This window comes from Streptomyces sp. NPDC058525, from assembly GCF_042719495.1.
Taxonomy (GTDB): domain Bacteria; phylum Actinomycetota; class Actinomycetes; order Streptomycetales; family Streptomycetaceae; genus Streptomyces.
Genome location: NZ_JBHXNP010000073.1, coordinates 19,243 through 41,841, shown reverse-complemented (window position 1 = coordinate 41,841; position 22,599 = coordinate 19,243). Strand labels below are relative to the sequence as shown.

Below are 22,599 nucleotides of genomic sequence, written 5' to 3'. Positions count from 1 at the left end.
ATCCTCTGCGGACTTCAGATGTTGCGGAACCGGTTGATGGAGTCGATGTGCCGGGCGCGCAGCTCGTGGTCGCGGACGCCGAGCCCCTCCTCGGGCGCCAGCGCCAGGACGCCGACCTTGCCCTGGTGCAGGTTGCGGTGGACGTCGTACGCGGCCTGGCCGGTCTCCTCGAGGGAGTACACCTTCGAGAGGGTGGGGTGGATCTTGCCCTTGGCGATGAGGCGGTTGGCCTCCCACGCCTCGCGGTAGTTCGCGAAGTGCGAGCCGATGATCCGCTTCAGGGACATCCACAGGTAGCGGTTGTCGTACTCGTGCATGTAGCCGGAGGTCGAGGCGCAGGTGGTGATCGTGCCGCCCTTGCGGGTGACGTAGACCGAGGCGCCGAAGGTCTCGCGGCCGGGGTGCTCGAAGACGATGTCGATGTCCTCGCCGCCGGTCAGCTCGCGGATGCGCTTGCCGAAGCGCTTCCACTCCTTCGGGTCCTGGGTGTGCTCGTCCTTCCAGAACTTGTAGCCCTCGGCGTTGCGGTCGATGACCGCGGTCGCGCCCATGGCCCGGCAGATGTCGGCCTTCTCGGGGCTGGAGACCACGCAGATCGGGTTGGCGCCGCCGGCCAGCGCGAACTGGGTGGCGTAGGAGCCGAGGCCGCCGCTGGCGCCCCAGATCAGGACGTTGTCGCCCTGCTTCATGCCGGCGCCGTTGCGGGAGACCAGCTGGCGGTAGGCGGTGGAGTTGACCAGGCCGGGGGAGGCGGCCTCCTCCCAGCTGAGGTGGCCGGGCTTGGGCATCAGCTGGTTCGACTTGACCAGCGCGATCTCCGCCAGGCCGCCGAAGTTGGTCTCGAAGCCCCAGATGCGCTGCTCGGGGTCGAGCATCGTGTCGTTGTGGCCGTCCGAGGACTCCAGCTCGACCGACAGGCAGTGCGCGACGACCTCGTCGCCCGGCTTCCAGGCGTTGACGCCGGGGCCGGTGCGCAGCACGACGCCCGCGAGGTCGGAGCCGATGACGTGGTACGGGAGGTCGTGCCGCTTGGTCAGCTCCGACAGGCGCCCGTAGCGCTCCAGGAAGCTGAAGGTGGACACCGGCTCGAAGATCGAGGTCCACACGGAGTTGTAGTTGACCGAGGAGGCCATGACGGCCACCAGGGCCTCGCCCGGGCCGAGTTCCGGCACCGGGACCTGGTCGAGGTGCAGGGACTTGCGCGGGTCCTTCTCGCGGGTGGTGAGCCCGGCGAACATCTCCGCCTCGTCCTTGTGCACGGTGATCGCGCGGTACGAGTCGGGGAGCGGCAGGGCCGCGAAGTCGGCGGCCGTAGCGGCCTGCGACTGGATCGCGTCCAGGATGTCCTTCACGGTAGAGCCTCCGGCTAGCGCTGATGAGGGTGCGCTGAGGTAAGGGGATGCGTGGAGCGGGTGCGGGTGTGCCGTCGGTCCGGCTGGTGCGGTGGTGCTGGCGACGCCTGTGGTGCGGCGTGCGGTGCCTGGTGACGCAGGCATCCGGGGCGCGTTCCGTGCCGAGTGGGCGTGGGCCGCGGGGACATCCGGACGAGATTCAACGTATGGCACCCCGTGTCACCCGGCAAGGCACCGCGTGCCAAAACTTTCTCTCATTTGCCGATTGACCTGCACGGATGAGCGATGATCGATCAGAGTTACCCGCGAGTAGGGGCAAGCCGGACATACGCAGAGGGCCGCCCCCGAAACGGGGGCGGCCCTGTGTGACGAGGATCGCGCGCGGCGCTGGCGCACGTGCTGCTCTCGGGTTACGCGGTGCGCAGTGCTTCCTCGATGGTCCGCATGACCTCGTCCAGCGGGGCGTCGGTCCGGGCCACCGCCACCAGCACCTCGCCCTGCGTGCGGACGGCGGCCGGCGCGGGCGGCGCCGCGGTGGTCAGGGAGCGGCCGGCGCCGATCCCCGTGCCGAAGGTCTTGCGCACGATCCCGAAGGCGTGGTCCAGCTGCGCCTCCACGTCGCCCTGGCCGCCCGCCCGCAGCCAGCGCCGCAGCACGTGGTTGTGGGCGGTCACGACGGCGGAGGCGGCCACCTCGGCCAGCAGCGGGTCGTCGTTGCCGTCGTGGTGGTCCTGCTCGTCGAAGTGCGCGAGCAGGTAGCGGGTGAACAGCCGCTCGTAGCGGGCCACCGAGGCGATCTCCCGCTCCCGCAGCGCCGGCACCTCGCGGGTCAGCCGGTAGCGCTCCACCGACACCGCGGGCGAGGCGGCGTACATCTTCATGACTTCCTTGATCCCCCGGCACACCGTGTCGAGCGGGTGCTCGTGGGCCGGGGCCGCGTCGAGGACGGCCTCGGCGCGGGTCAGGGTGTCGTCGTGGTCCGGGAAGATCGCCTCTTCCTTGGACCGGAAGTGCCGGAAGAAGGTGCGGCGGGCCACCCCGGCGGTCGCGGCGATCTCGTCGACCGTCGTCGCCTCGTACCCCTTGGTCGCGAACAGCTCCATCGCGGCCGTGGCCAGCTCGCGGCGCATCTTGAGCCGCTGCGCGGCCGCCTTGGTGCCGGCGGTGCTCTCCTGTGCGTCGGAGGCCGCGGCGGCGCGGGACGAGGTCTTGGCGGGCTGGGACATAGAGCGAACGTACTTCATCTGCGCACCTGAGCGCGCCCGAGGGGGGTGGGACGGGGGTGGATGCGGGGGAGGATGCGGGGGAGGGCCGGCACTGGGCACACAGTGCTCGTCGGGAGGGTTCGCCCACCGTGAGGGTCCGGTGGGCCCGAGGAGCCCTCCCCACGCATCCGGCTCGTGGCCCGGCCTGTGGTTACCGGCGGGCGTACTCACGGAATCCGCGGCCGGTCTTCCGGCCCAGGCAGCCCGCCGCCACCAGGTGCTCGAGCAGCGGGGACGGGGCCAGGCCCGGGTCGCGGAACTCCTTGTGGAGGACCTTCTCGATGGCCAGCGAGACATCGAGGCCGACCACGTCGAGGAGCTCGAAGGGCCCCATCGGGTACCCGCCGCCGAGCTTCATCGCCGCGTCGATCTGGTCGAGGCTCGCGTAGTGCTGCTCGACCATCTTGATCGCGTTGTTGAGGTACGGGAACAGCAGGGCGTTCACGATGAAGCCGGCCCGGTCCCCGCAGTCCACCGGGTGCTTGCGCACCTTGACGCAGATGTCGCGGACCGTGGCGTGCACGTCGTCGGCCGTCAGGACCGTACGGACCACCTCGACCAGCTTCATCGCCGGGGCCGGGTTGAAGAAGTGCATGCCGATCACGTCCTGCGGGCGCGAGGTCACGCGGGCCACCGCGATCACCGGCAGCGAGGAGGTGGTCGTCGCCAGCACTGCGCCCGGCTTGCAGACCTTGTCCAGCGCCGCGAACAGCTCCTGCTTGACGGCGAGGTCCTCGGCCACGGCCTCCACGGCCAGGTCCACCTCGGCGAAGGCGTCCAGCGAACCGGCCGTGGTGATCCGGCCCAGGGTCCGCTCGGCGGCCTCCTCGGTCAGCCGGCCCTTGGACACCGCACGGCCCAAGGACTTGGCCGTAGAGGCCTTTGCCGCGTCCGCCTTCTCCTGGCTGCGGGCGGCCAGCACCACGTCGAACCCGGACTGCGCGAAGACCTGCGCGATCCCGCTCGCCATGGTGCCCGAGCCGGCCACGCCGACCGAGGCGACCGGACGCCCCGCGCCCGCCCGGGACTCCTCCGGCGGGGTCTGCCCGTCGCGGACCACCGCCGAGCTGCCCGGACCCTCGTACGTGTAGAAGCCGCGCCCGGCCTTCTGCCCGGTCAGGCCCGCCTCCGCGAGCTGGCCCAGGATCGGGGCCGGGGCGTGCAGCCGGTCGCCGGAGGAGGTGTACATGGCCTCCAGGACGGTGCGCGCGGTGTCCACGCCGATCAGGTCGAGCAGCGCCAGCGGCCCCATGGGCAGACCGCAGCCGAGCCGCATCGCCGCGTCGATGTCCTCGCGGGAGGCGTACTTCGCCTCGTACATGGCGGCGGCCTGGTTGAGGTAGCCGAAGAGCAGGCCGTCGGCGACGAAACCGGGCCGGTCGCCGACCGCGACCGGCTCCTTGCCCAGCTCGCGGGCCAGGGCGGTGACCGCCTCGACGGCCGGCGGGGCCGTCAGCACGCAGGAGACGACCTCGACCAGCTTCATCGCCGGGGCCGGGTTGAAGAAGTGCAGGCCCAGTACCCGCTCGGGGCGCTGGGACTCGGCGGCGAGCCGGGTCACCGACAGGGCGTTGGTACCGGTGGCCAGGATCGTGTCGGGCCGGACGATCGCGTCGAGCTCGCGGAAGACCTGCTGCTTGAGCTCGTACGACTCCGGCACGACCTCGATGACGAGATCGGCCTCGGTGGCCGCGCCCAGGTCGGTGAAGGTGCGGAAGCGGGCGAGCACGTCCGCCCGCTCCTGCTCGGTGAGGCGCTCCCGGGTGACGGAGCGCGCGGTGGCCGCCGCGAGCGCTGCCTCGGCCCGGCGGGCGGCGGTCTCGCTGACGTCGATGCCGATGACCTCGCGGCCGGCGCGGGCGAGGACCTCGGCGATGCCGGTGCCCATCGTGCCGAGGCCGACGACGGCGATGGTCTGGAGGGTGGGGTGACTGGACTGACGGTCCATCGAGGGACTCCAGTGGAAGAGGGTGACGACTGAGGGGCGCGCGCCGCACAGCGCGCGCGGATGCCGGGTCCCCGCGCGCGGGAGGCCGCGGGGATGACGGCGGGCAATGCCGTGGGTGAGGAGCCCGCGGGCGGGAACCCGGCAGGAGCGGGAGCCCGGAGGGCGAAAGCGGCGGCACCCTGTCCCGGGGCCACGCCGTGGTGTTGTGCTGAACCGACCGGCACGGGGCGGCTGCGTCACCAGGCCGCCCCCGTACGTGTTGAAGCGACAGTAACCCGCCGGTAACTGGCGCGCCAGAGCGCGGAGATGTGACCTGTACCGCCCAAATGTACCGATCATCGATCATCGATCATCAATCGCCGAGAACAGCCCGTGGCGGCGGCCCCGGCCCCCTAGGGTGGCCGCGTGAACGACGTGCTGGAACGCCTGCGGGCGGAAGCCACCGGTTCCCCGGAGCAGCCGCGGTACGAGGTGCTGCTCGCGGCCGGCCCCGACGCGCTGGCGGCCGCCCTGACCACGGCCGGGCTGCCCCTGTGGGCCCGCGAGCTGGCCGCGTACCGGCTGGGTCTGGCGGGGGACCGCCGCGCCTTCGAGGCCCTCGTGCTGCTGCTCAACCACCGGGACCCGCCGCGCTGCGCGGCCGCCGCCGAGGCGCTGGCCGTACTCGGCGACCCGCGCACCGCCCGCGCGGCGGCCGCCCTCGCCACCAACGGCCTGCGCACGGCCTACGCCCTCCAGCCCGTCCGGCTGCTGACCGCCCTGCGGGCCCCGGAGTCGGCCCCCGCCCTGATGACGACCCTGTCCCGGCTGCTCTCCCCGCACGACCCGTACTGGCGGGTGGCGCTGGCCTGCGTGGAGGGCCTCGGCGCCCTCGGCGACCCCCGCGCCCGCGAGCTGCTGACCCGCGCCCAGGCGCACCCCCGCCTCGCGGTGGCGGCCACGGCCGCGCTGCGGGCGCTCGGCTGACAGGATCGGCCCATGAACGATCACCAGACCGGCCACCTCACCCGCATACCCGCACCCGAGGGCATCGCCCCCGCCTCCGGCTACGCCCATGTCGTCATGGGCACCGGGCGGTTCATCGCCGTCTCCGGGCAGTGCGCCCTCGACGAGAAGGGCGAGGTCGTCGGCGAGGGCGACCCCGCCGCCCAGGCCCGCCGGGTCTTCGAGAACCTGCGGCGCTGCCTGGCGGCGGCCGGGGCCACCTTCGACGACGTGGTGAAGCTGACCTACTTCGTCACGGACGTCGCCCACCTCCCCGCGGTACGGGAGGCGCGCGACGCCGTCATCCCCGCCGACCGGCTGCCCGCGTCCTCGGCCGTCCAGGTCGCCGCCCTGTTCCGGCCGGAACTGCTGCTGGAGGTGGAGGCCTTCGCGGTGCTGCCGGTCCCGCCGGCACTGCCGGAGGGCTGAGCGTCAGCCCCGGAAGCCGAGCAGCCCGTGCAGGGCCGCGCCGCCCGCCGACGCCGGGACCGCGCGGGTCGCCGTGGTCGGCTTCGGGGCCCCCTGGGCGGGGCAGACGGCGTCCGCCGCCTGCCCCGTCCGCAGGTAGGCCGCGACCTTGTCGTCCAGGCACTTGTTGCCGCTCAGCGCGATCCCGTGGTTGCCGCCGCCCTCCTCGACGACCAGGGCCGCGCCCTTGAGCTTGTCCCGCATGCTGAGCGCTCCCCGGAACGGGGTCGCCGCGTCCTCCGTCGCCTGGAGCAGGAGGGCGGGCGGCAGGTCGGCGTTGGTCACGTCCGGGGCCTGGAGCGGCTCCGTGGGCCAGAACGCGCACGGGGCGTTGTACCAGGCGTTGTTCCAGGTCATGAAGGGCGCCTCGGCGTGCGTGCGCCACATGTCCGCGCGCCACTGGTTCCAGTCCTTCGGCCAGGCCGAGTCCCGGCACTGCACGGCGGTGTAGACGCTGTAGCCGTTGCCCGCGGACGGCTCCACCGCGCCGAACCGCTCGTACGCCGCCACGAGCGGCTTCGGGTCCTTCTTCACGGAGTACGCCGCGAAGGCCTCGGCGAGGCTGGGCCAGTAGCCGTTGAAGTAGCCGCCCGGCATGTAGGTGTCCTCCAGCTCGGAGGGGCCCACCTTGCCGCCCGCGGCCGTCCGGCGCAGCTCGTCGCGCATCGCGTACCAGCGCTGCTCGACCCCGGCCGCGCCGGTGCCGAGCCCGTAGGTGTCGTCGTGCTGCGCGACCCAGGCCAGGAAGGCCTTGTGCCGGGCGTCGAAGGCCCGGTCCTGCGCGAGGTTGTCCTCGTACCAGACGCCGCCCGGGTCGACCACGGAGTCCAGGACGAGCCGGTGCACCCGCTGCGGGTGGAGCTTGGCGTACACCGCGCCCAGGTAGGTCCCGTACGAGTAGCCGAAGTAGCTGATCCGCTCCGCGCCGAGGGCCGTGCGCAGCACCTCGATGTCGCGGGCGGCGGAGACGGTGCCGATGTGCGGCAGCACGTCCGCGTGCCGGGTGTGGCAGGACTCGGCGAAGGACCGCACCCGCTCCAGGTTGGCCCGCTCGGTCGCCGCGTCGAGCGGTACGGAGTCGGGCCGGACCGGGGTGAAGTGGCCCGACGCGCAGTCGAGGGCCGGCTCGCTCTTGCCGACGCCCCGCGGGTCGAAGCCGATCACGTCGTACCGGGAGGCCACGTCCTTGGGCAGGGCGGACGCGACGAAGCCCGCCAGGGCGCGCCCGCTGCCGCCCGGGCCGCCGGGGTTGACCAGCAGCGGGCCCGAGGAGGTGGCGGCGGTGTGCGGGACCCGGGTCAGGGCGAGGGAGATCTGGCGGCCGGCGGGCGCTGCGTGGTCGAGGGGGACCTTGAGGGAGGCGCACTGGAGCGTCGGGTAGCGGGGCGTCGCGCAGTTCGTCCAGCGCAGCGCGGCCTGCTGCGGCGCGGCGGCGGCCGGGGCGGCCGGAGCGGCCGGAGCGGCCGAGACCGGGCTCGCGAGGACGGAGGCGACGGCGGCGACGGTGGAGATCGACAGCAGGACAGCGGCGCGCTTCTTCAAGGGGTGGAGCATGGGGCCTCCCAGCCGAGGGTTCTGGGCGGAATCGTCCCGGAAACCATGCCCGGAAAGCGGGATTGGGCCGCCCATTGGCCCGATGTGATGACCCCTCGGGGGTGACGGGCGTCAGAGGAGGGTGAGCTGCGCGGGACCGGCGGGCACCGGCCGCTCGGGGACGGCGGTCCGGCGGGCCGGACCGGGCCCGTTCGGGCCGATGCCGAATTCCGCCGCCAGCTCGTGCACTTGGCGGGTGATCTGCCGCTGGTACCAGGTGGGCGCGTACGAGCCGCCCGCGTACATCCGTTCGTACCGCTCCACCAGGTGCGGGTGGTGCTCGCCCAGCCAGGCCGTGAACCACTCGCGCGCCCCGGGCCGCAGATGGAGTACCAGGGGTGTCACCGAGGTGGCCCCGGACGCGGCGATGGCGCGGACGGTGTCCCGCAGCTGCTCCGGCGCGTCGCCGAGGAAGGGGATGACCGGGGCCATCAGCACCCCGCACTCGATCCCGGCGTCGGTCAGCGTCCGTACGGTGTTCAGCCGGGCGGCGGGGGAGGGCGTCCCGGGCTCGACGGTGCGCCACAGGCCGGTGTCCGTGAAGCCGACGGAGACGGAGATCCCGACCTCGGTGACCGCGGCGGCCTCCCGCAGGAGGGGCAGGTCGCGCAGGATCAGCGTGCCCTTGGTCAGGATCGAGAAGGGGTTCGCGCGGTCGCGCAGCGCCTCGATGATGCCGGGCATCAGCCGGTAGCGGCCCTCGGCGCGCTGGTAGCAGTCGACGTTCGTCCCCATGGCGATGTGCGCGCCGGTCCAGCGGCGCGAGCCGAGCTCGCGGCGCAGCAGCTCGGGGGCGTTGGTCTTGACGACGATCTGCGAGTCGAAGCCGAGCCCCGTGTCGAGGTCCAGATAGCCGTGCGTCTTGCGGGCGAAGCAGTACACGCAGGCGTGGCTGCACCCGCGGTACGGGTTGACCGTCCATTCGAACGGCATGCGCGAGGCCCCCGGCACCCGGTTGACGATCGAGCGGGCCCGGACCTCGTGGAAGGTGATTCCGCGGAATTCGGGGGTGTCGACGGTGCGCGTCACGACGGCGTCGGCCCCGAAGAGCGCGGCGGGGCCGCCCGGGCCCCCGGTCAGATTCTCCCAGCGCATGGGCGCCTCCTCGGTGTCGCCACCGAGAATAGAACAAACGTTCCCATGATCGTGCGGGAGGTGCCCCGGGGGAGGGCGGAGAGGCCCTTCCCGGCACCGGATTTGGGCGACCGCCCCGGAGGTGGTTGGCTTCGGCGTGACGAGCGATCACAACTGCTGGAGGAACAGCTATGGCGCAGGTCGAGGCCACCACGGAGCGGATCATCGCGGCCGACGCGGAGACCGTGTTCGACGCGCTGGCGGACTACACCGGGACCCGCGAGAAGCTGCTGCCCGAGCACTTCAGCGAGTACGAGGTGCGCGAGGGCGGCGACGGCGAGGGGACCCTGGTGCACTGGAAGCTCCAGGCCACCAGCAAGCGCGTGCGCGACTGCCTGCTGGAGGTCAGCGAGCCCAACGACGGCCAGCTCGTCGAGAAGGACCGCAACTCCTCCATGGTGACCACCTGGGTGGTCACCCCGGCCGGCGAGGGCAAGTCCAAGGCCGTGGTCACCACCGTCTGGGACGGCGCCGGCGGCATCGGCGGCTTCTTCGAGCGCACCTTCGCCCCCAAGGGCCTCGGCCGCATCTACGACACCCTGCTGGCCAAGCTGGCCGCCGAGGTCGAGGCCTGATCCCGCACCCCCGCGCCGCCGGGAGGCTCACCGGATCGGGTGGACTTCCCGGCCCCGGTGAGCCGCCGGAACCCGGGCGTGGCCCCCGGGCCGGGGCGGGGTCCGAGAGCTAGGCTGGGTCTCCGCAACCGACCCCGGGGGCCCGATGAAGATCCTCATCTCCGCCGACATGGAGGGCGCCACCGGCGTCACCTGGCCCGAGGACGTGGTGCCCGGGGCCTCCCAGTGGGAGCGCTGCCGGGGCCTGTTCACCTCCGACGTGAACGCGGCCGTGCTCGGCTTCTACGACGGCGGCGCCGAGCAGGTCATCGTCAACGAGGCCCACTCGACCATGCGCAATCTGCTCCTGGAGAAGCTCGACGCGCGGGCCGAACTGCTCACCGGCCGCCACAAGTCGCTCTCCATGGTCGAGGGCGTCCAGCACGGTGACGTCGACGGGATCGCCTTCGTCGGCTACCACACCGGAGCCGGCTCCGAAGGGGTCCTCGCCCACACCTACCTCGCCAACTCCATCACCGGCGTCTGGCTCAACGGGACCCGGGCCAGCGAGGGCCTGCTCAACGCGCACGTCGTCGCCGAGTACGGAGTACCGGTCATCCTGGTCACCGGCGACGACCTGACCTGCGCCGACGCCGCCGGATACGCCCCGGACGCGGTGACCGTCGCCGTGAAGGACCACGTCTCGCGCTACGCCGCCGTGTGCCGGACCCCCGCCCGCACCGCCGCCGACATCCGCGCGGCGGCCAAGGAGGCCACCGCCCTGGCGGTCCGGCACGAGCCCGTGTCCGGCGGCCCCCACACCGTGGAAGTGGAGTTCGACGCCGAGCACCTGGCCCTGACGGCCGCGGTGGTCCCGGGCGTCGAGCGGTGCGGCGAACGCAGGGTCGCGTACAGCAGCGAGACGATGTACGAGGGGATCCGCGCCTTCAAGGCGGTCACGACGGTCGTCTCCGCGGCCGTGGAGGAGCAGTATGGCTGACATGCCCGTAGTCACCGCCGACGTCCCGGCCCAGGCGCAGGACCGTGCCCCGGCCGACGCCGTGGACCAGGCCGCCCTCGACGAGGCGGTCGAGTTCACCTCCGGCCTCATCAGGATCGACACCGCCAACCGGGGCGGCGGGGACTGCCGCGAGCGCCCTGCCGCCGAGTACGTCGCCGAGCGGCTCGCCGCGGCCGGACTGGAACCGGCCCTGCTGGAGCGCACCCCGGGCCGCACCAACGTGGTGGCCCGGATCGCCGGTTCGGACCCGTCCGCCGAGGCGCTCCTGGTCCACGGCCACCTCGACGTGGTACCGGCCGAAGCCGCCGAATGGAGCGTCGACCCCTTCTCGGGCGAGGTCTGCGACGGCGTGGTCTGGGGCCGCGGCGCCGTCGACATGAAGAACATGGACGCGATGGTGCTGGCCGTCGTACGGGCCTGGGCGCGGGCCGGCGTGCAGCCGCGCCGGGACATCGTGGTCGCCTTCACCGCCGACGAGGAGGACAGCGCGGTCGACGGCGCCGGCTTCCTCGCCGACCACCACCCGCACCTCTTCGAGGGCTGCACCGAGGGCATCGGCGAATCCGGCGCCTTCACCGTGCACCCCGGCAACGGGCAGGCCCTGTACCCGATCGCCGCCGGTGAACGCGGCACCGCGTGGCTGGAGCTGACCGCGCACGGCGTCGCGGGGCACGGCTCCAAGCCCAACAGGGCCAATGCCGTGACCCGGCTCGCCGCCGCCGTCGCCCGGATCGGCGCGTACGAGTGGCCGGTCCGCCTCACCGACACCGTCGTCGCCTGCATCACCGAACTCGCCGCCCTCCAGGGCCTGTCGGTGGACCCGAGGGCCCCCGGCTTCGACCTCGACGGCGTCCTCGGCAGCCTCGGCCCGGCCGCCGCCCTGGTCGACGCGACCGTGCGCAACAGCGCCAACCCGACCATGCTCAGCGCCGGTTACAAGCTCAACGTGATCCCCGGCCAGGCCACCGGCTTCGTGGACGGCCGGATGCTGCCGGGCGGCGAAGCCGAGTTCATCGCCACCCTGGACGCGCTCACCGGCCCCGACGTGCGGTGGCGGTTCCACCACCGCGAGGTCGCGCTCGAAGCCCCCGTGGACGGACGGACCTACGGGATCCTGCGCGAGTCCGTCGAGCGGTTCGACCCGGAGGGGCACGTGGTGCCCTTCTGCATGGCGGGCGGCACCGACGCCAAGCAGTTCTCCCGCCTCGGCATCACCGGCTACGGCTTCTCCCCCCTGAAGCTGCCGCCCGGCTTCGACTACTGGTCCCTGTTCCACGGCGTGGACGAGCGGGTCCCCGTCGACGCCCTGCACTTCGGCGTCCGCGTCCTCGACCACGCGCTGCGGACGCTGTGAGGGGCACCCCGTGACCGCGGCCCGGACCCGGCCCTACGGCAGCTGGCCCTCGCCCGTCACCGCCGAACTCGCCGCCTCGCTCGACGGGCGCCCCGAGTACGTGGGCACGGTCGGCACCGAGGTGTGGTGGACCGAACCCCGGCCGCGCGAAGGCGGCCGGCGGGCCCTGGTGCGGCGCCCCGCCGGCGGCGGCCCCGGCGGCGGGGGCGCCACCGAGCTGCCCGCGCCCTGGGACGTGCGCAGCCGCGTCACCGAGTACGGCGGCCTGCCCTGGACGGGAGCCGAACGGGCCGAAGGCGGACCGCTGGTGGTCTTCGCCCACTTCGCCGACCAGCGGCTCTACGCCTACGAACCGGACGCCCCCGGCGGGGCCGCGCGGCCGCGGCCCCTGACCCCCGTCTCCGAGGTCGGCGGCGGGCTGCGCTGGGCCGACCCGGTGCTGCGCGGCTCCGAAGTCTGGTGCGTGCTCGAGGAGTTCACCGGGCCCGCCCCCACCGACGTCCGCCGGGTGACCGCCGCCGTCCCGCTCGACGGGTCGGCGGCCGAGGACCGGGCCGCCGTACGGGAACTGACCGACGGCCGGCACCGGTTCAGCACCGGACCGCGGCTCTCCCCGGACGGGCGGCACGCGGCCTGGCTGGTGTGGGACCACCCGCGGATGCCCTGGGACGGCACCGAGCTGCTCCTGGCCGAGATCACCGGGGACGGCCGCTTCGAGCGGATCCGCACCGTCCTGGGCGGCCCCGCCGAGGCCGTCGCCCAGGCCGAGTGGACGGCCGGCGGAAGCCTCCTCGCGGTCAGCGACCGCAGCGGCTGGTGGAACCCGTACCGGGTGGACCCGGCGACGGGCGAGGCGGTCAACCTGTGCCCCAGGGAAGAGGAGTTCGGCGGCCCGCTGTGGAAGCCCGGGCTGCGCTGGCTCGCCCCGCTGCCCGAAGGCCTGGTCGCCGTCCTGCACGGCCAGGGCGCCTGCGTGCTCGGGGTCCTCGACCCGGAGAGCGGGGACCTGGTGGACGCCGCCGGACCGTGGACGGCCTGGCAGCCGACCCTCGCCGTGAGCGGCACCCGCGTGTACGGGGTCGCCGCCAGCCCGCGCAGCGCGTACGAGGTCGTGGAACTGGACACGGCCACCGGGCACGCCCGGGTGGTCGGCGCGCACGGGGTGGACCCGGTGGACCCCGCCTACTACCCGGAGCCGCAGAGCCGGACCTTCCCCGGCCCCGACAACCGGGAGATCCACGCGCACGTCTACCCGCCGCACCACCCGGCCTGCCGCGCCGCCGCCGACGAACTGCCCCCGTACGTGGTGTGGGCGCACGGCGGCCCCACCGACCACGTGCCGCCCGTACTCGACCTGCACATCGCCTACTTCACCTCCCGCGGCATCGGCGTGGTCGAGGTGAACTACGGAGGCTCCACCGGCTACGGCCGCGCCTACCGGGAGCGGCTGCGGGAGCAGTGGGGCGTCGTGGACGTGGAGGACTGCGCGGCGGTGGCGCGGGCGCTGGCCGCCGAGGGCACCGCCGACCCCGACCGGCTTGCCATCCGCGGCGCGAGCGCGGGCGGCTGGACCGCGGCCGCCTCGCTGGCCGCCACCGACGTGTACGCCTGCGCGGCGATCATCTACCCGGTCCTGGACCTGCTCCGCTTCGCCGAGGAGACCCACGACCTGGAGTCCCGCTACGTCGAGGGCCTGGCCGGACCCGCGCAGACCCTCGCCGTCCGCTGTCGCGAGCGCTCGCCGGTGGCCCGCGCCGACCGGATCACCGCCCCGTTCGTACTGCTCCAGGGGCTGGCGGACCCGGTCTGTCCGCCCGCCCAGGCGGAGCGCCTGCTCGCCGCCCTGCGGGGGCGGCCGGTGCCGCACGCGTACCTGGCCTTCGAGGGCGAGGGGCACGGCTTCCGCCGGGCGGACACGATGATCCGCGCCCTGGAGGCCGAACTCTCGCTGTACGCGCAGGTGTTCGGAATCGACCGCACCGACGTGCCCCGGCTGGAGCTGCGGCTGGAACTCTAGGCGGCCGTGTCCGGGCACGCGGAGCCCTCCTTCACCGCGGATCCCGGCGCACCTCCTAACCTGGGCGGATGACCTTTTCCACGTACCTGCGGGAGGGCGCCCTGGTGGGCCTGCGGCCCTTCCGGCTCGCCGACGGACCGGAGTTCACCGCACGCGCGCACGAGAGCCGGGAGCTTCACCACCCCTGGCTGTTCCCGCCCGTGACCATCGAGGAGTACGAGCCGTACGCGACCCGGCTGACGGAGGGCGAGGGCCGCGCCGGGTTCCTCGTGTGCGAGCTCGGCACCGGGGCCCTCGCCGGCTTCGTCAACATCAACAACATCGTGCTGGGCGCCTTCCGCTGCGGAGCCCTCGGCTACGGGGCCTTCGCGCACGCCGCCGGCCGGGGACTCTTCCGCGAGGCCCTGCGCCTGGTCCTCGCGCACGCCTTCGCCCCGGCCGAAGACGGCGGCCTCGGCCTGCACCGGCTGGAGGCCAACATCCAGCCGGGCAACACCGCCTCGATCGCCCTGGTCCGCGGCGCGGGCTTCCGCCTGGAGGGGCTCTCCCCGGACTTCCTGCACGTCGACGGAGCCTGGCGCGACCACGAGCGCTGGGCCGTCACCGCCGAAATGCCCCGCCCGTGAGCGCTCCGTCGGCCAGGATGGGGCCATGCGATCCCTCGTGCTGCTCGATGCCCCGTCCAACCTGGGCCTGCGCCCGCCCGCGCCCGGCGCCGTGCCCGGCGTCTACAAGCTCGCCGGAGCACTGCGGGATCAGGGCCTGCTGGCCCGGCTCGGCGCGCGCGAGGGCGGGGTGGTGGTCCCGCCGCGCTACGACCGGGGAGACTGGAAGGAGGGCGACGGCGTGTTCCACGCCGACGCCCTCGCCGCGTACACCGTCGCCCTCGCCGACCGGATCGAACGGCACCTGAGGGCCGGGGAGTTCCCCGTGGTCCTCGGCGGGGACTGCTCGATCCAGCTCGGCGCCTCGCTGGCCATGCGCCGCCTGGGCCGGTACGGACTGGCCGCCATCGACGGCTCCGCCGACTTCCGCCACCCCGGCAACGAGGACGTGAACGGGCCGGTCGGCGCCGCCGGCGGGGAGGAGCTCGCCCTCGCGACCGGACGCGGGCAGGCCGGCCTCGCCGACCTGGAGGGCCGCTCCCCGTACCTGCGGGACGAGGACGTACGGCTCTTCGGGATCCGGGACGGCGACGCCGACCTCGCCGAACTGCGCGCGGCCGGGATCCGCGTGGCGACCGTCGGGGAGATCCGCGAGCACGGCGCCGGACCGGCGGCCAGGGCGGCGCTGGACGGACTGCACCCGCCGGCCACCGCCGGTTTCTGGGTGCACCTGGACGCCGACGTACTGGACCCGGGTGTCATGCCGGCCGTGGACAGCCCGGACCCCGGCGGCCTGCTCCCCGACGAACTCGCCGAACTCCTGGGCGTGTTGGTGAGCTCTCCGCGCTGCGTCGGGATCAACGTCACCATCTACGACCCGGACCTGGACCCGGACGGCCGGGCGGGCGCCCTGCTCGCCGACCTTGTCGCGGGCGCCTTCGCATAACGGCCTTTGCCCAATCCTGACCGGCGGTGATCTGCGGAACCCCTGTGCAGCGGCCCCCGCTGCGTGTTCCATTTCCCCATGGCCACCATCGTCAGACGCGCCGTACTGACCCTTCCCGCAGCCCCGTTGGGGCCCGAGAACCCGCTGCCCGCCCTGCGCGCGCCCGACGGGGTCCACACACTGGACGAGAGGTCGCGCGCCGGGCTGCCGCGCGACATGGCGCGGCAGATCGGCTACGAGCCGCTGCGCTCGCTGCTGCCGGTCCGGATCGCGGACGGCTACGGACGGGAGCGGTCGGAGCGGGAGTTCGACTCGGTCGTCATCGAGAACGAACACCTGCGGGTCACCGTGCTCCCGGGGCTCGGCGGGCGCGTCCACTCCCTCGTGCACCTGCCCACCGGCCGCGAACTGCTCTACCGCAACCCGGTGTTCCAGCCCGCCAACTTCGCCCTCAACGGCGCCTGGTTCTCCGGCGGCATCGAGTGGAACACCGGAGCCACCGGCCACACCACCCTCTCCTGCGCCCCGCTGCACGCCGCGCTCGTCCCGGCCCCGGACGGCGGGGTGATGGTCCGGCTGTGGGAGTGGGAGCGGCTGCGCGACCTGCCCTTCCAGGTGGACCTCTGGCTGCCCGGGGACTCGGAGTTCCTCTACGTCGGCGTCCGCGTGCGCAACCCGCACGAGCGGCCCGCCCCCGTCTACTGGTGGTCCAACATCGCCGTCCCCGAGGACGCGGGCACCCGCGTCCTCGCCCCCGCCGACGAGGCCTGGCACTTCGGCTACGAGCGCTCGCTGCGCCGCATCCCCGTACCGCAGTGGGAGGCCGCGGACCGCACGTACCCGCTGCGCAGCGAGTACCCGGCCGATTTCTTCTACGAGGTCCCGGACGGGGCCCGGCTCTGGATCGCCTCCCTCGGAGCCGACGGGCACGGGCTGGTGCAGACCTCCACCGCACGGCTGCGCGGGCGCAAGCTGTTCGTCTGGGGCGCGGGCGGCGGCGGCCGCCGCTGGCAGGAGTGGCTGACCGAACCGGGCACGGGAGGCTACGCGGAGATCCAGGCCGGGCTGGCCCGCACCCAGCTGGAGCACGTACGGCTCGAGGGCGGGGCGGAGTTCAGCTGGCTGGAGGCGTACGGGCCGCTGGCCGCGGACGCCGCGGCCGTGCACGGCCCCGACTGGGCGGCGGCCCGCGGCGCCGCGCAGGACGCGCTGGACGCCGTACTGCCCCGGGAGCGGGTGGACGCGGCGTACGAGGCCTGGCGCGGCCGCGCCGACACCGAGCCGGGGGAGCGGCTGGCCGCCGGCTCCGGCTGGGGCGCGCTGGAGGTGCTGTGCGGCGGCTTCAAGCTGCCGGGCACCCCCTTCGAGGAGTCCCTGCTCGGCGAGGCCCAGGAGCCCTGGCTGGACCTGTGGCGCACGGGGGTCTTCCCGCCCCCGCGCCGGGTGGCGCCGCCGGGGCCGAGCCTGGTCGCCGCGCACTGGCGGGACATGCTGGAGACGGCCCCGGCGGAACCGCTGACCGAATACCACCTGGGTGTGGCCCAGTGGCACGCCGGGGACGTGGCCCAGGCCGTACGGAGCTGGGAGCGCGGCCTGGCGCCGGCCCCCTCGCGGTGGCCGCTGCTGCGCTGCCTCGCGCTCGCGGACGCCCTGGCCGGTGACCTGGCCAGGGCGGCCGACGGGTACGCGGCGGCCTTCGACGACCTGGTCGCGGAGAGCCGCGGCGGCGCGTCGTGGACGGCCGCGGAGTCCGCGCTCGGGCAGGAGGCGATGGCGGCCCTGCTGGCCGCCGGCCGCCTGCCCGAGACGCGCCGGGTCTGGGACCGGCTGCGGCCCGCCCTGCGCGAGCGGGGCCGCTTCCGGCTCCTCGCCGCCCGGCTCTTGGCGGCCGAGGGCCATGTGGCGGCCGCCCGGCGCGTCTTCGAGGACGGCTTCGAGATCCCGGACCTGCGGGAGGGGGAGGAAACGCTCGGCGAGGCCTGGTCGGCGTTCACCGGCCGCCCGCTCCCGCCCCGCTACGACTTCCGCATGCGCCCGTCGCACTGATGGGCCCGGCGCCCCGTCAGATGCGGTGCACGGTGTGCAGCTTCTGCGCGTACGTGCCGGTTCCGTCGAGGAGCGAGGCGCCGCCCAGGTCGGACATGGTCGGTCCGTTGCCGGTCTTGCGGCTGGAGAGGAAGCGGCGCTTGCCGGCGGCGTCGAGGCCGAGGTAGATGCCCACGTGGTCGACGGTGACGGTCACCGTGTCGTCACCGGAGTCGGCGTTGAAGAGGAGCAGGTCGCCGGGCTGGAGCTGCTGGGCCGCGGGCGGGGCCGTGCCGTTCGTCTGGTCGATCCGCGCACCGGGCGCGTGGTCCACCATGTGGCGGGACTTGCGGGGGATGCGGGTCTTGGAGGTGTCCTCGCCCGCGGCCACGGGCACGCCCATGTGGTAGCCGTAGACCATGCGCGTGTAGCCCGAGCAGTCGAGGTTGCCGACCTGCTTGCTCGACGGCCCGGTGTACGTGCCGTCGGGGAAGGTCCAGCCGAGGTTCATGTACTCGTGGAAGTCGGCGCCCTCGTAGCGGAAGCCCTGCGGGTCCAGGTAGCCGTAGCCGGCCTTGCCCAGGACCTGCTTGCCCGCGGCCGGGCCCGCGCCGGCGGTCACCGCCGGCGCCCCGGCGAGGAACATGGCCGCGTACGCGAGGACGTCCGGGGCGGCGGAGGCGGCCCAGCCGCGCACGGTCTGCTCCAGCTCCGGGGTCCAGGTCCCGTCGAAGGGCGCGGGCAGGACCCGTACCCAGGAGGTGTGCGTGACGGACGGCTGCTGCTGCCAGGTCGCGGCGTCCACCTGGAAGCGGCTGACCACCAGCTTGACCGGGAGGTTCGTGCAGCCCTGGTTGGCGAGGGCGCGCAGGCCCACGCGGCCCTTGGCGAAGGTCGCGTCGGTGACGTCCACGGCCCACGCGGCGGGCTCGGCGGAGTCGGTGCGCCAGGCCTTGACCTGGATCCGGGTGCCCTCGCGGCGCACGCGGATCGTCCAGTTGGTGCCCGCCGGGACGCCGGTGGCCAGGGTGGCGGCCGTGGCCAGCTGCGTGACGGTGTCGGCGACCTCCTTCTCCACGCGCAGTTCGACCGCGCCGGAGGTCAGGAAGGACAGCCGGGCCCGGTAGTTGTTGTGCGTGTCCTGGTAGCCGAAGGACAGCGCGTACGAACAGGCCTGGCCGGTCGGCACCTTGTCGAACTTCGCCACCGCGCGGACGTCGACGTCGGTGATCTCGTCGTCCCGGAGGGTGGCGTGACGGCTGGCGTAGTCGGTCGTGAGCGCGATGACCGCGCTGCCCGGGACCACCGAGTAGTCGGTGTCGGCCGGGCCGAGCGTGGACCAGCTGCCGCCGCCGGGGGAGGTGCCCCAGTACTTGCGCTCGGCGGCCGGCAGCGCCGGGTCGGGGAGGGTGCGCTGGAAGTCGTCGGCGAAGGACTGCTTGTTCTCCGTGAAGGTCCGCTCGGGGCCGGTCACGACCACCGTGCGCGCCCCCTTGGTCAGCACGGCCACCCGGGCGCCCCCGGAGGTGATCTCCGTGCGCTCCGGGGTGCCCGGCAGCACCTTCGCGGACAGGGCGCCGAGGGAGACCTGGGCGAAGTAGGACGGCTCCAGCGGGGGCATGGTGACCGAGGACCGCGGCGAGGTGAGGGACGGCGGCACGGGCGCGCCCGCGAGCGCGGCGGGCGCGGCGGCGGGGGCGGCGGCGGGGGCTGCGGCCGGTGCGGCGGATCTGGGCGAGGCCGCGGCGGTCATGGAGCCGAGTGGGACGGCCGCGGCCGCGGAGGCGAGGACGGTCAGGACGTTGCGACGGGATGCGAATGACATGCGGACATGATCCGACGGGCCCCCGCCCCGCCGGACGCCGCCCCCCGCCCCGCCGGACGCCGTGCCCCGCCCCGCCGGACGCCGTCCCCCGCCCCGCCGGACGCCGCCCCCCGCCCCGCCCTCCTCGCCCGTCTCCCGCTTGCCGCGGCCCGGCTGGCAGGGCCCTGTGGGGGCGAGGAGAGTGGGGCCCAGGGGGACCGGTCACACCAGGGTGGTGGGAGCCATGCCGGAATCGCTGCTGGAGCGGCACGCCGAGGCGCTGAGCCTCTTCGGCGAGCGGCTGCGCGCCGTCGCGGACGCCCAGTGGGACGCGCCGACCCCGTGCTCGGAGTGGAGCGTGCGGGATCTGGTCAACCACGTCACCGGTGAGCAGCTCTGGATCCCGCCGCTGGTCTCCGAGGGCCGCACGGTCGCCGAGATGGGCGACGCGTTCTCCGGCGACGTGCTGGGCGAGGACCCGGTCGCGGCCTGGGAGCGGGCCTCCGCCGCCGCGCACGCCGCCTTCGCCGCACCCGGGGCGCTCGACCGGACCGTCCGGCTCTCCTACGGGCCCGCGCTGGGCTCCGCGTACTGCTCCGAGCTGACCGCCGACTGCGTCGCGCACACCTGGGACCTGTCCCGGGCGATCGGCGCGGACGACCGGCTGCCCGACGGCCTCGTGGAGTTCTCCATCAAGGAGGTCATGCCGTACGCCGACGGGCTCGCGGCGAGCGGGATGTACGCCGCTCCGCTCGAGGTTCCGGCCGGGGCGGACGCGCAGACGAGGCTGCTGGGGCTGCTGGGGAGGCGGGGCTGAGCCCCCGGAGCCCCCGGGGCCGGTCCGGATATCGAAAGCGGGCGTAAGTGGGCGTAAGCGGGCGTAGTGCCCCGATTAATCGTATAAAGGTCAGGGCTGGAGGAGCGGAGCGGGACGAGCGCGGAAGGCGGGCGACGGTGGAGGGGATGCAGCGCACCACGGCGGAGGGCCGCGGCCCGGTCCGGTACGGCCCGCCGTCCCCCGAGCCCGGTCTGCCCGTGCTCCCGGGACTCGTCGGCGTCCTCGCCGCGGCCGCCGGACGCTCGGCGCCCGAACCCCCCGGCGGCGGGGAGGCCGTCCGCGAGGCGGCCTGCCGTCACTGGGGCCGCCGCGGACTGCTCACCACCCCGGAGAACGTGGCCGCCGGGCCCGGAGCCCCCGGGCTGCTGCTCGCGCTGCTCGGCGCGTACGGGGGCGACGTGATGCTGCCCCGGCCCTGTCCCGCCTGGTGGACCCCGCAGGTCCGGCTGCTGGGACGGCGGGCCTACCACGTGCCGACGCCGGCCGAATGCGGAGGCATCCCCGACCCGTACGCCCTGCTGGAGACCGTACGGCGGGTGCGCGCGGAGGGCGGCGACCCGCGCGTGCTGCTCCTGTCGGTCGCCGACGACCCGACCGCGACCGTGCCGCCGCCCGAGATACTGCGCGAGGCCTGCGAGGCCGCCGAATCCGCCGGGCTCTTCGTCGTCAGCGACGAGAGCTGGCGCGACACCGTCCACCGGCCGCACGACACCCTGGTCCTGAGCCCCGCCGAGATGCTCCCCGACCGGGCGGCCGTCCTCGTCGACCTGTCCGGGGCGCTGCTGCCCGCCGGCTGGCCCGCCGCCGTGGTCCGCTTCCCCGACACCCCCCGCGGGACCTGGCTGCGCGCCCGCACCCTCGACGTCCTGACCGCCACCGGCGCGCTCGTCGCGGGCCCGGTCGCCGGGGCCGCCGCGTACGCCCTCGAAGAACCCGACGCCGTCGCCGGACGGGCCTACGCGGCCGCCGCCCTGCACGGCGCGGTCGCCGCCGCCGCGCACCGGGAGCTCCTCGCCGTCGGGGCGCTGGCCCGGCCCCCGGAGGCCGGCCGGCACCTCTACGCGGACCTGACCCCGCTGCGGGAGGGGCTGGCGCGGCACGGAGTCGGCGACGCCATGGAGCTGGAGGACTGGCTCGGCGCCCGGCTGGGGGCGCCCACGCCCGGCGGGCAGCGGTTCGCGGACGAACCGGTGGCCCTGCGGGTACGGCTGTCCACCGGGCCGCTGCTCGGCGCCACTCCGGAGGAACGGCTGGCCGCCCTCGCCGCCCCCGACCCGCTCGCGCTGCCGCACGTACGGCGCTCCCTGGACCTCCTCGGATCGGTCCTGGCCGGCCTGACCTGATGCCCACCCCGGTGACCTGATGCCCACCCCGGTGAACGGAGCCCGCCCCATGCCCAACCGTCCGCCCACCCCACCCACCGAAGCCACCCCCGGCCCCGGCCCCGCCGCTCCTTCACCTGCCCCCGCTTCCGGCCCCGTCGCCGCGCCTGCCCCGGCCCTCGCGTTCACCCCACCCGCCGAGGCAGCCCCCGCCCCCGGCCCCGCGGCTCCCGCGCCTGCCTCCGCCCCCGGCCCCGCCGCTCCTGCGCCTGCCCCCGGCCCTGCCGCTCCCGCTTCTGCGCCCGCCCCCGCCGCCGCGTCGGCCGCCGCGGCCGGCGGGCGGGGCGGCGGGGTTGGCCCCGTGGGCGGGGTGGCGGGGCCGCGGCCGATCGGGGAGCATCGGCGGTGGCCCCGTTCGTTCGCGGATCGGCTCACCACCCCGCTCCCCGGTGTCCGGGGCTTCGCGCGGCTCGCGCGGGAGGGTGCCTTCCGGCCCGGGCCGGAAGGGCTGCGCGGGATCCCCGACCTGCCCTTCGCGCCCGCCCCGCTGCCCCCGGCGGGCCCCGGTTCGGTCTGCGTGACCTGGGCCGGGCACGCCAGCTGGGTGCTGCGGACCGGCGGGCTGACCGTGCTCACCGACCCCGTCTGGTCCCGGCGGATCCTCGGCACCCCGTCCCGGATGACGCCCGTCGGAGTGCGCTGGGCGGACCTGCCGCCGGTGGACGCGGTGGTCATCAGCCACAACCACTACGACCACCTCGACGCCCCCACCCTCAAGCGGCTGCCGCGGCACACCGCGCTCTTCGTCCCGGCCGGCCTGGCCCGCTGGTTCCGCCGCCGCGGCTTCACCCGGGTCACCGAGCTCGACTGGTGGGAGTCGGCCGAACTGGACGGCGTGCGCTTCGAGTTCGTACCGGCCCACCATTGGTCCAAGCGCTCGCTGATCGACACCTGCCGCTCCCTGTGGGGCGGCTGGATCCTCACCGACACCCGCAGCCCCGCCCCGCGCAAGATCTACTTCGCGGGGGACACCGGCTACGGCCACTGGTTCGGCGAAATCGGCCGCCGCCACCCCGGCATCGACCTGGCGCTGCTGCCCATCGGCGCCTACGCCCCGCGCTGGTGGCTCGGCGACGTCCACGCCGACCCCGAGGAGGCCGTACAGGCCTTCCTCGACCTCGGAGCCCGGCGGATGGCCCCCATGCACTGGGCGGCCTTCGTCCTGTCCGCCGAACCGGTCATGGAACCCCTGCACCGGGTCCGGGCCGCCTGGTCCCGCGCCGCCCTGCCCCGCGAACACCTCTGGGACCTCCCGATCGGCGCCTCCCGCAGCCTCGGCCCGACCGGACTCCGCCCCGGCTAGCCCCGC

18 protein-coding genes are annotated in these 22,599 nt (G+C 74.6%); 12 read left to right on the top strand and 6 right to left on the bottom strand.

Features of this window, described 5'->3' with window-relative positions:
* Positions 1 to 14: 14 nt before the first annotated feature.
* From ccrA to ACFWP3_RS28725, 3 genes are all read right to left on the bottom strand, one after another.
* Entirely contained in the window at positions 15 to 1,352 is a 1,338-nt protein-coding gene (ccrA, locus tag ACFWP3_RS28735) for a crotonyl-CoA carboxylase/reductase (protein ID WP_384226636.1), read from the bottom strand.
* A gap of 410 nt (positions 1,353 to 1,762) precedes the next feature.
* A complete protein-coding gene (locus tag ACFWP3_RS28730; RefSeq protein ID WP_384226634.1) occupies positions 1,763 to 2,578 on the bottom strand; it encodes a TetR family transcriptional regulator in 816 nt (271 codons plus the stop codon).
* Between the two features lie 190 nt (positions 2,579 to 2,768).
* Positions 2,769 to 4,565 (bottom strand): 3-hydroxyacyl-CoA dehydrogenase family protein, encoded by a 1,797-nt coding sequence (locus ACFWP3_RS28725; protein ID WP_384226632.1) that lies wholly within the window; start codon positions 4,563 to 4,565, stop codon positions 2,769 to 2,771.
* Positions 4,566 to 4,970: 405 nt separating this feature from the next.
* Here ACFWP3_RS28725 and ACFWP3_RS28720 point away from each other — a divergent pair, with 405 nt between their 5' ends.
* Together ACFWP3_RS28720 and ACFWP3_RS28715 are read left to right on the top strand one after the other, a co-directional pair.
* Positions 4,971 to 5,531, top strand: coding sequence for an adenylosuccinate lyase (locus ACFWP3_RS28720; protein WP_384226629.1), 561 nt, complete (start codon positions 4,971 to 4,973; stop codon positions 5,529 to 5,531).
* Positions 5,532 to 5,543: 12 nt separating this feature from the next.
* Entirely contained in the window at positions 5,544 to 5,978 is a 435-nt protein-coding gene (locus ACFWP3_RS28715; protein ID WP_384226626.1) for a RidA family protein, read from the top strand.
* A gap of 3 nt (positions 5,979 to 5,981) precedes the next feature.
* On the opposite strand, the gene ACFWP3_RS28710 is transcribed toward ACFWP3_RS28715, so the two are convergent.
* Together ACFWP3_RS28710 and ACFWP3_RS28705 are read right to left on the bottom strand one after the other, a co-directional pair.
* Positions 5,982 to 7,571, bottom strand: a complete 1,590-nt coding sequence (locus ACFWP3_RS28710) for an alpha/beta hydrolase (protein WP_384226624.1) — start codon at positions 7,569 to 7,571, stop codon at positions 5,982 to 5,984.
* Between the two features lie 111 nt (positions 7,572 to 7,682).
* Positions 7,683 to 8,705 (bottom strand): Rv2578c family radical SAM protein, encoded by a 1,023-nt coding sequence (locus tag ACFWP3_RS28705; RefSeq protein WP_384226621.1) that lies wholly within the window; start codon positions 8,703 to 8,705, stop codon positions 7,683 to 7,685.
* A 170-nt stretch (positions 8,706 to 8,875) separates the two neighbouring features.
* On the opposite strand from ACFWP3_RS28705, the gene ACFWP3_RS28700 reads away from it, so the two are divergent.
* From ACFWP3_RS28700 to ACFWP3_RS28670, 7 genes are all read left to right on the top strand, one after another.
* Positions 8,876 to 9,319, top strand: coding sequence for an SRPBCC family protein (locus tag ACFWP3_RS28700; protein WP_384226619.1), 444 nt, complete (start codon positions 8,876 to 8,878; stop codon positions 9,317 to 9,319).
* A gap of 145 nt (positions 9,320 to 9,464) precedes the next feature.
* On the top strand, positions 9,465 to 10,298 hold the full coding sequence (locus ACFWP3_RS28695; RefSeq protein WP_384226617.1) for a M55 family metallopeptidase: 834 nt from the start codon (positions 9,465 to 9,467) through the stop codon (positions 10,296 to 10,298).
* 1 nt (position 10,299) lies between these two features.
* Positions 10,300 to 11,673 carry a M20/M25/M40 family metallo-hydrolase gene (locus ACFWP3_RS28690; protein ID WP_384226615.1) on the top strand — a complete coding sequence of 458 codons (1,374 nt, stop codon included), beginning with the start codon at positions 10,300 to 10,302 and terminating at the stop codon, positions 11,671 to 11,673.
* A gap of 10 nt (positions 11,674 to 11,683) precedes the next feature.
* Complete coding sequence (locus ACFWP3_RS28685; protein WP_384226613.1) at positions 11,684 to 13,690, top strand: prolyl oligopeptidase family serine peptidase; 2,007 nt, start codon at positions 11,684 to 11,686, stop codon at positions 13,688 to 13,690.
* Between the two features lie 68 nt (positions 13,691 to 13,758).
* The gene (locus ACFWP3_RS28680) at positions 13,759 to 14,316 is read left to right on the top strand and encodes a GNAT family N-acetyltransferase (protein WP_384226610.1); all 558 of its coding nucleotides are present in this window, start codon (positions 13,759 to 13,761) and stop codon (positions 14,314 to 14,316) included.
* 25 nt (positions 14,317 to 14,341) lie between these two features.
* Positions 14,342 to 15,241, top strand: a complete 900-nt coding sequence (locus ACFWP3_RS28675) for an arginase family protein (RefSeq protein WP_384226608.1) — start codon at positions 14,342 to 14,344, stop codon at positions 15,239 to 15,241.
* A gap of 78 nt (positions 15,242 to 15,319) precedes the next feature.
* Positions 15,320 to 17,287, top strand: a complete 1,968-nt coding sequence (locus ACFWP3_RS28670; RefSeq protein WP_384226606.1) for a DUF5107 domain-containing protein — start codon at positions 15,320 to 15,322, stop codon at positions 17,285 to 17,287.
* A 16-nt stretch (positions 17,288 to 17,303) separates the two neighbouring features.
* Here the strand turns inward: ACFWP3_RS28670 and ACFWP3_RS28665 are convergent, their stop codons facing one another.
* Complete coding sequence (locus tag ACFWP3_RS28665) at positions 17,304 to 19,091, bottom strand: NlpC/P60 family protein (protein ID WP_384226603.1); 1,788 nt, start codon at positions 19,089 to 19,091, stop codon at positions 17,304 to 17,306.
* A 223-nt stretch (positions 19,092 to 19,314) separates the two neighbouring features.
* Here ACFWP3_RS28665 and ACFWP3_RS28660 point away from each other — a divergent pair, with 223 nt between their 5' ends.
* The 3 genes from ACFWP3_RS28660 to ACFWP3_RS28650 all read left to right on the top strand — a co-directional run bounded on the left by ACFWP3_RS28660 (position 19,315) and on the right by ACFWP3_RS28650 (position 22,593).
* Positions 19,315 to 19,887 (top strand): TIGR03086 family metal-binding protein, encoded by a 573-nt coding sequence (locus ACFWP3_RS28660; protein WP_384226601.1) that lies wholly within the window; start codon positions 19,315 to 19,317, stop codon positions 19,885 to 19,887.
* A 146-nt stretch (positions 19,888 to 20,033) separates the two neighbouring features.
* The gene (locus tag ACFWP3_RS28655; protein WP_384226598.1) at positions 20,034 to 21,251 is read left to right on the top strand and encodes an aminotransferase class I/II-fold pyridoxal phosphate-dependent enzyme; all 1,218 of its coding nucleotides are present in this window, start codon (positions 20,034 to 20,036) and stop codon (positions 21,249 to 21,251) included.
* A 19-nt stretch (positions 21,252 to 21,270) separates the two neighbouring features.
* Complete coding sequence (locus ACFWP3_RS28650) at positions 21,271 to 22,593, top strand: MBL fold metallo-hydrolase (RefSeq protein WP_384226596.1); 1,323 nt, start codon at positions 21,271 to 21,273, stop codon at positions 22,591 to 22,593.
* The last annotated feature ends 6 nt before the right edge of the window (positions 22,594 to 22,599 follow it).

Excerpts from the sequence above, each read along its gene's own strand:
- ACFWP3_RS28730 (WP_384226634.1), bottom strand. The coding sequence starts at position 2,578 with ATGTCCCAGCCCGCCAAGACCTCGTCCCGCGCCGCCGCGGCCTCCGAC.
- ACFWP3_RS28725 (WP_384226632.1), bottom strand. The coding sequence starts at position 4,565 with ATGGACCGTCAGTCCAGTCACCCCACCCTCCAGACCATCGCCGTCGTC.
- ACFWP3_RS28715 (WP_384226626.1), top strand. The coding sequence starts at position 5,544 with ATGAACGATCACCAGACCGGCCACCTCACCCGCATACCCGCACCCGAG.
- ACFWP3_RS28710 (WP_384226624.1), bottom strand. The coding sequence starts at position 7,571 with ATGCTCCACCCCTTGAAGAAGCGCGCCGCTGTCCTGCTGTCGATCTCC.
- ACFWP3_RS28705 (WP_384226621.1), bottom strand. The coding sequence starts at position 8,705 with ATGCGCTGGGAGAATCTGACCGGGGGCCCGGGCGGCCCCGCCGCGCTC.
- ACFWP3_RS28700 (WP_384226619.1), top strand. The coding sequence starts at position 8,876 with ATGGCGCAGGTCGAGGCCACCACGGAGCGGATCATCGCGGCCGACGCG.
- ACFWP3_RS28695 (WP_384226617.1), top strand. The coding sequence starts at position 9,465 with ATGAAGATCCTCATCTCCGCCGACATGGAGGGCGCCACCGGCGTCACC.
- ACFWP3_RS28690 (WP_384226615.1), top strand. The coding sequence starts at position 10,300 with ATGCCCGTAGTCACCGCCGACGTCCCGGCCCAGGCGCAGGACCGTGCC.
- ACFWP3_RS28680 (WP_384226610.1), top strand. The coding sequence starts at position 13,759 with ATGACCTTTTCCACGTACCTGCGGGAGGGCGCCCTGGTGGGCCTGCGG.
- ACFWP3_RS28675 (WP_384226608.1), top strand. The coding sequence starts at position 14,342 with ATGCGATCCCTCGTGCTGCTCGATGCCCCGTCCAACCTGGGCCTGCGC.
- ACFWP3_RS28670 (WP_384226606.1), top strand. The coding sequence starts at position 15,320 with ATGGCCACCATCGTCAGACGCGCCGTACTGACCCTTCCCGCAGCCCCG.
- ACFWP3_RS28665 (WP_384226603.1), bottom strand. The coding sequence starts at position 19,091 with ATGTCATTCGCATCCCGTCGCAACGTCCTGACCGTCCTCGCCTCCGCG.
- ACFWP3_RS28660 (WP_384226601.1), top strand. The coding sequence starts at position 19,315 with ATGCCGGAATCGCTGCTGGAGCGGCACGCCGAGGCGCTGAGCCTCTTC.
- ACFWP3_RS28655 (WP_384226598.1), top strand. The coding sequence starts at position 20,034 with ATGCAGCGCACCACGGCGGAGGGCCGCGGCCCGGTCCGGTACGGCCCG.
- ACFWP3_RS28650 (WP_384226596.1), top strand. The coding sequence starts at position 21,271 with ATGCCCACCCCGGTGAACGGAGCCCGCCCCATGCCCAACCGTCCGCCC.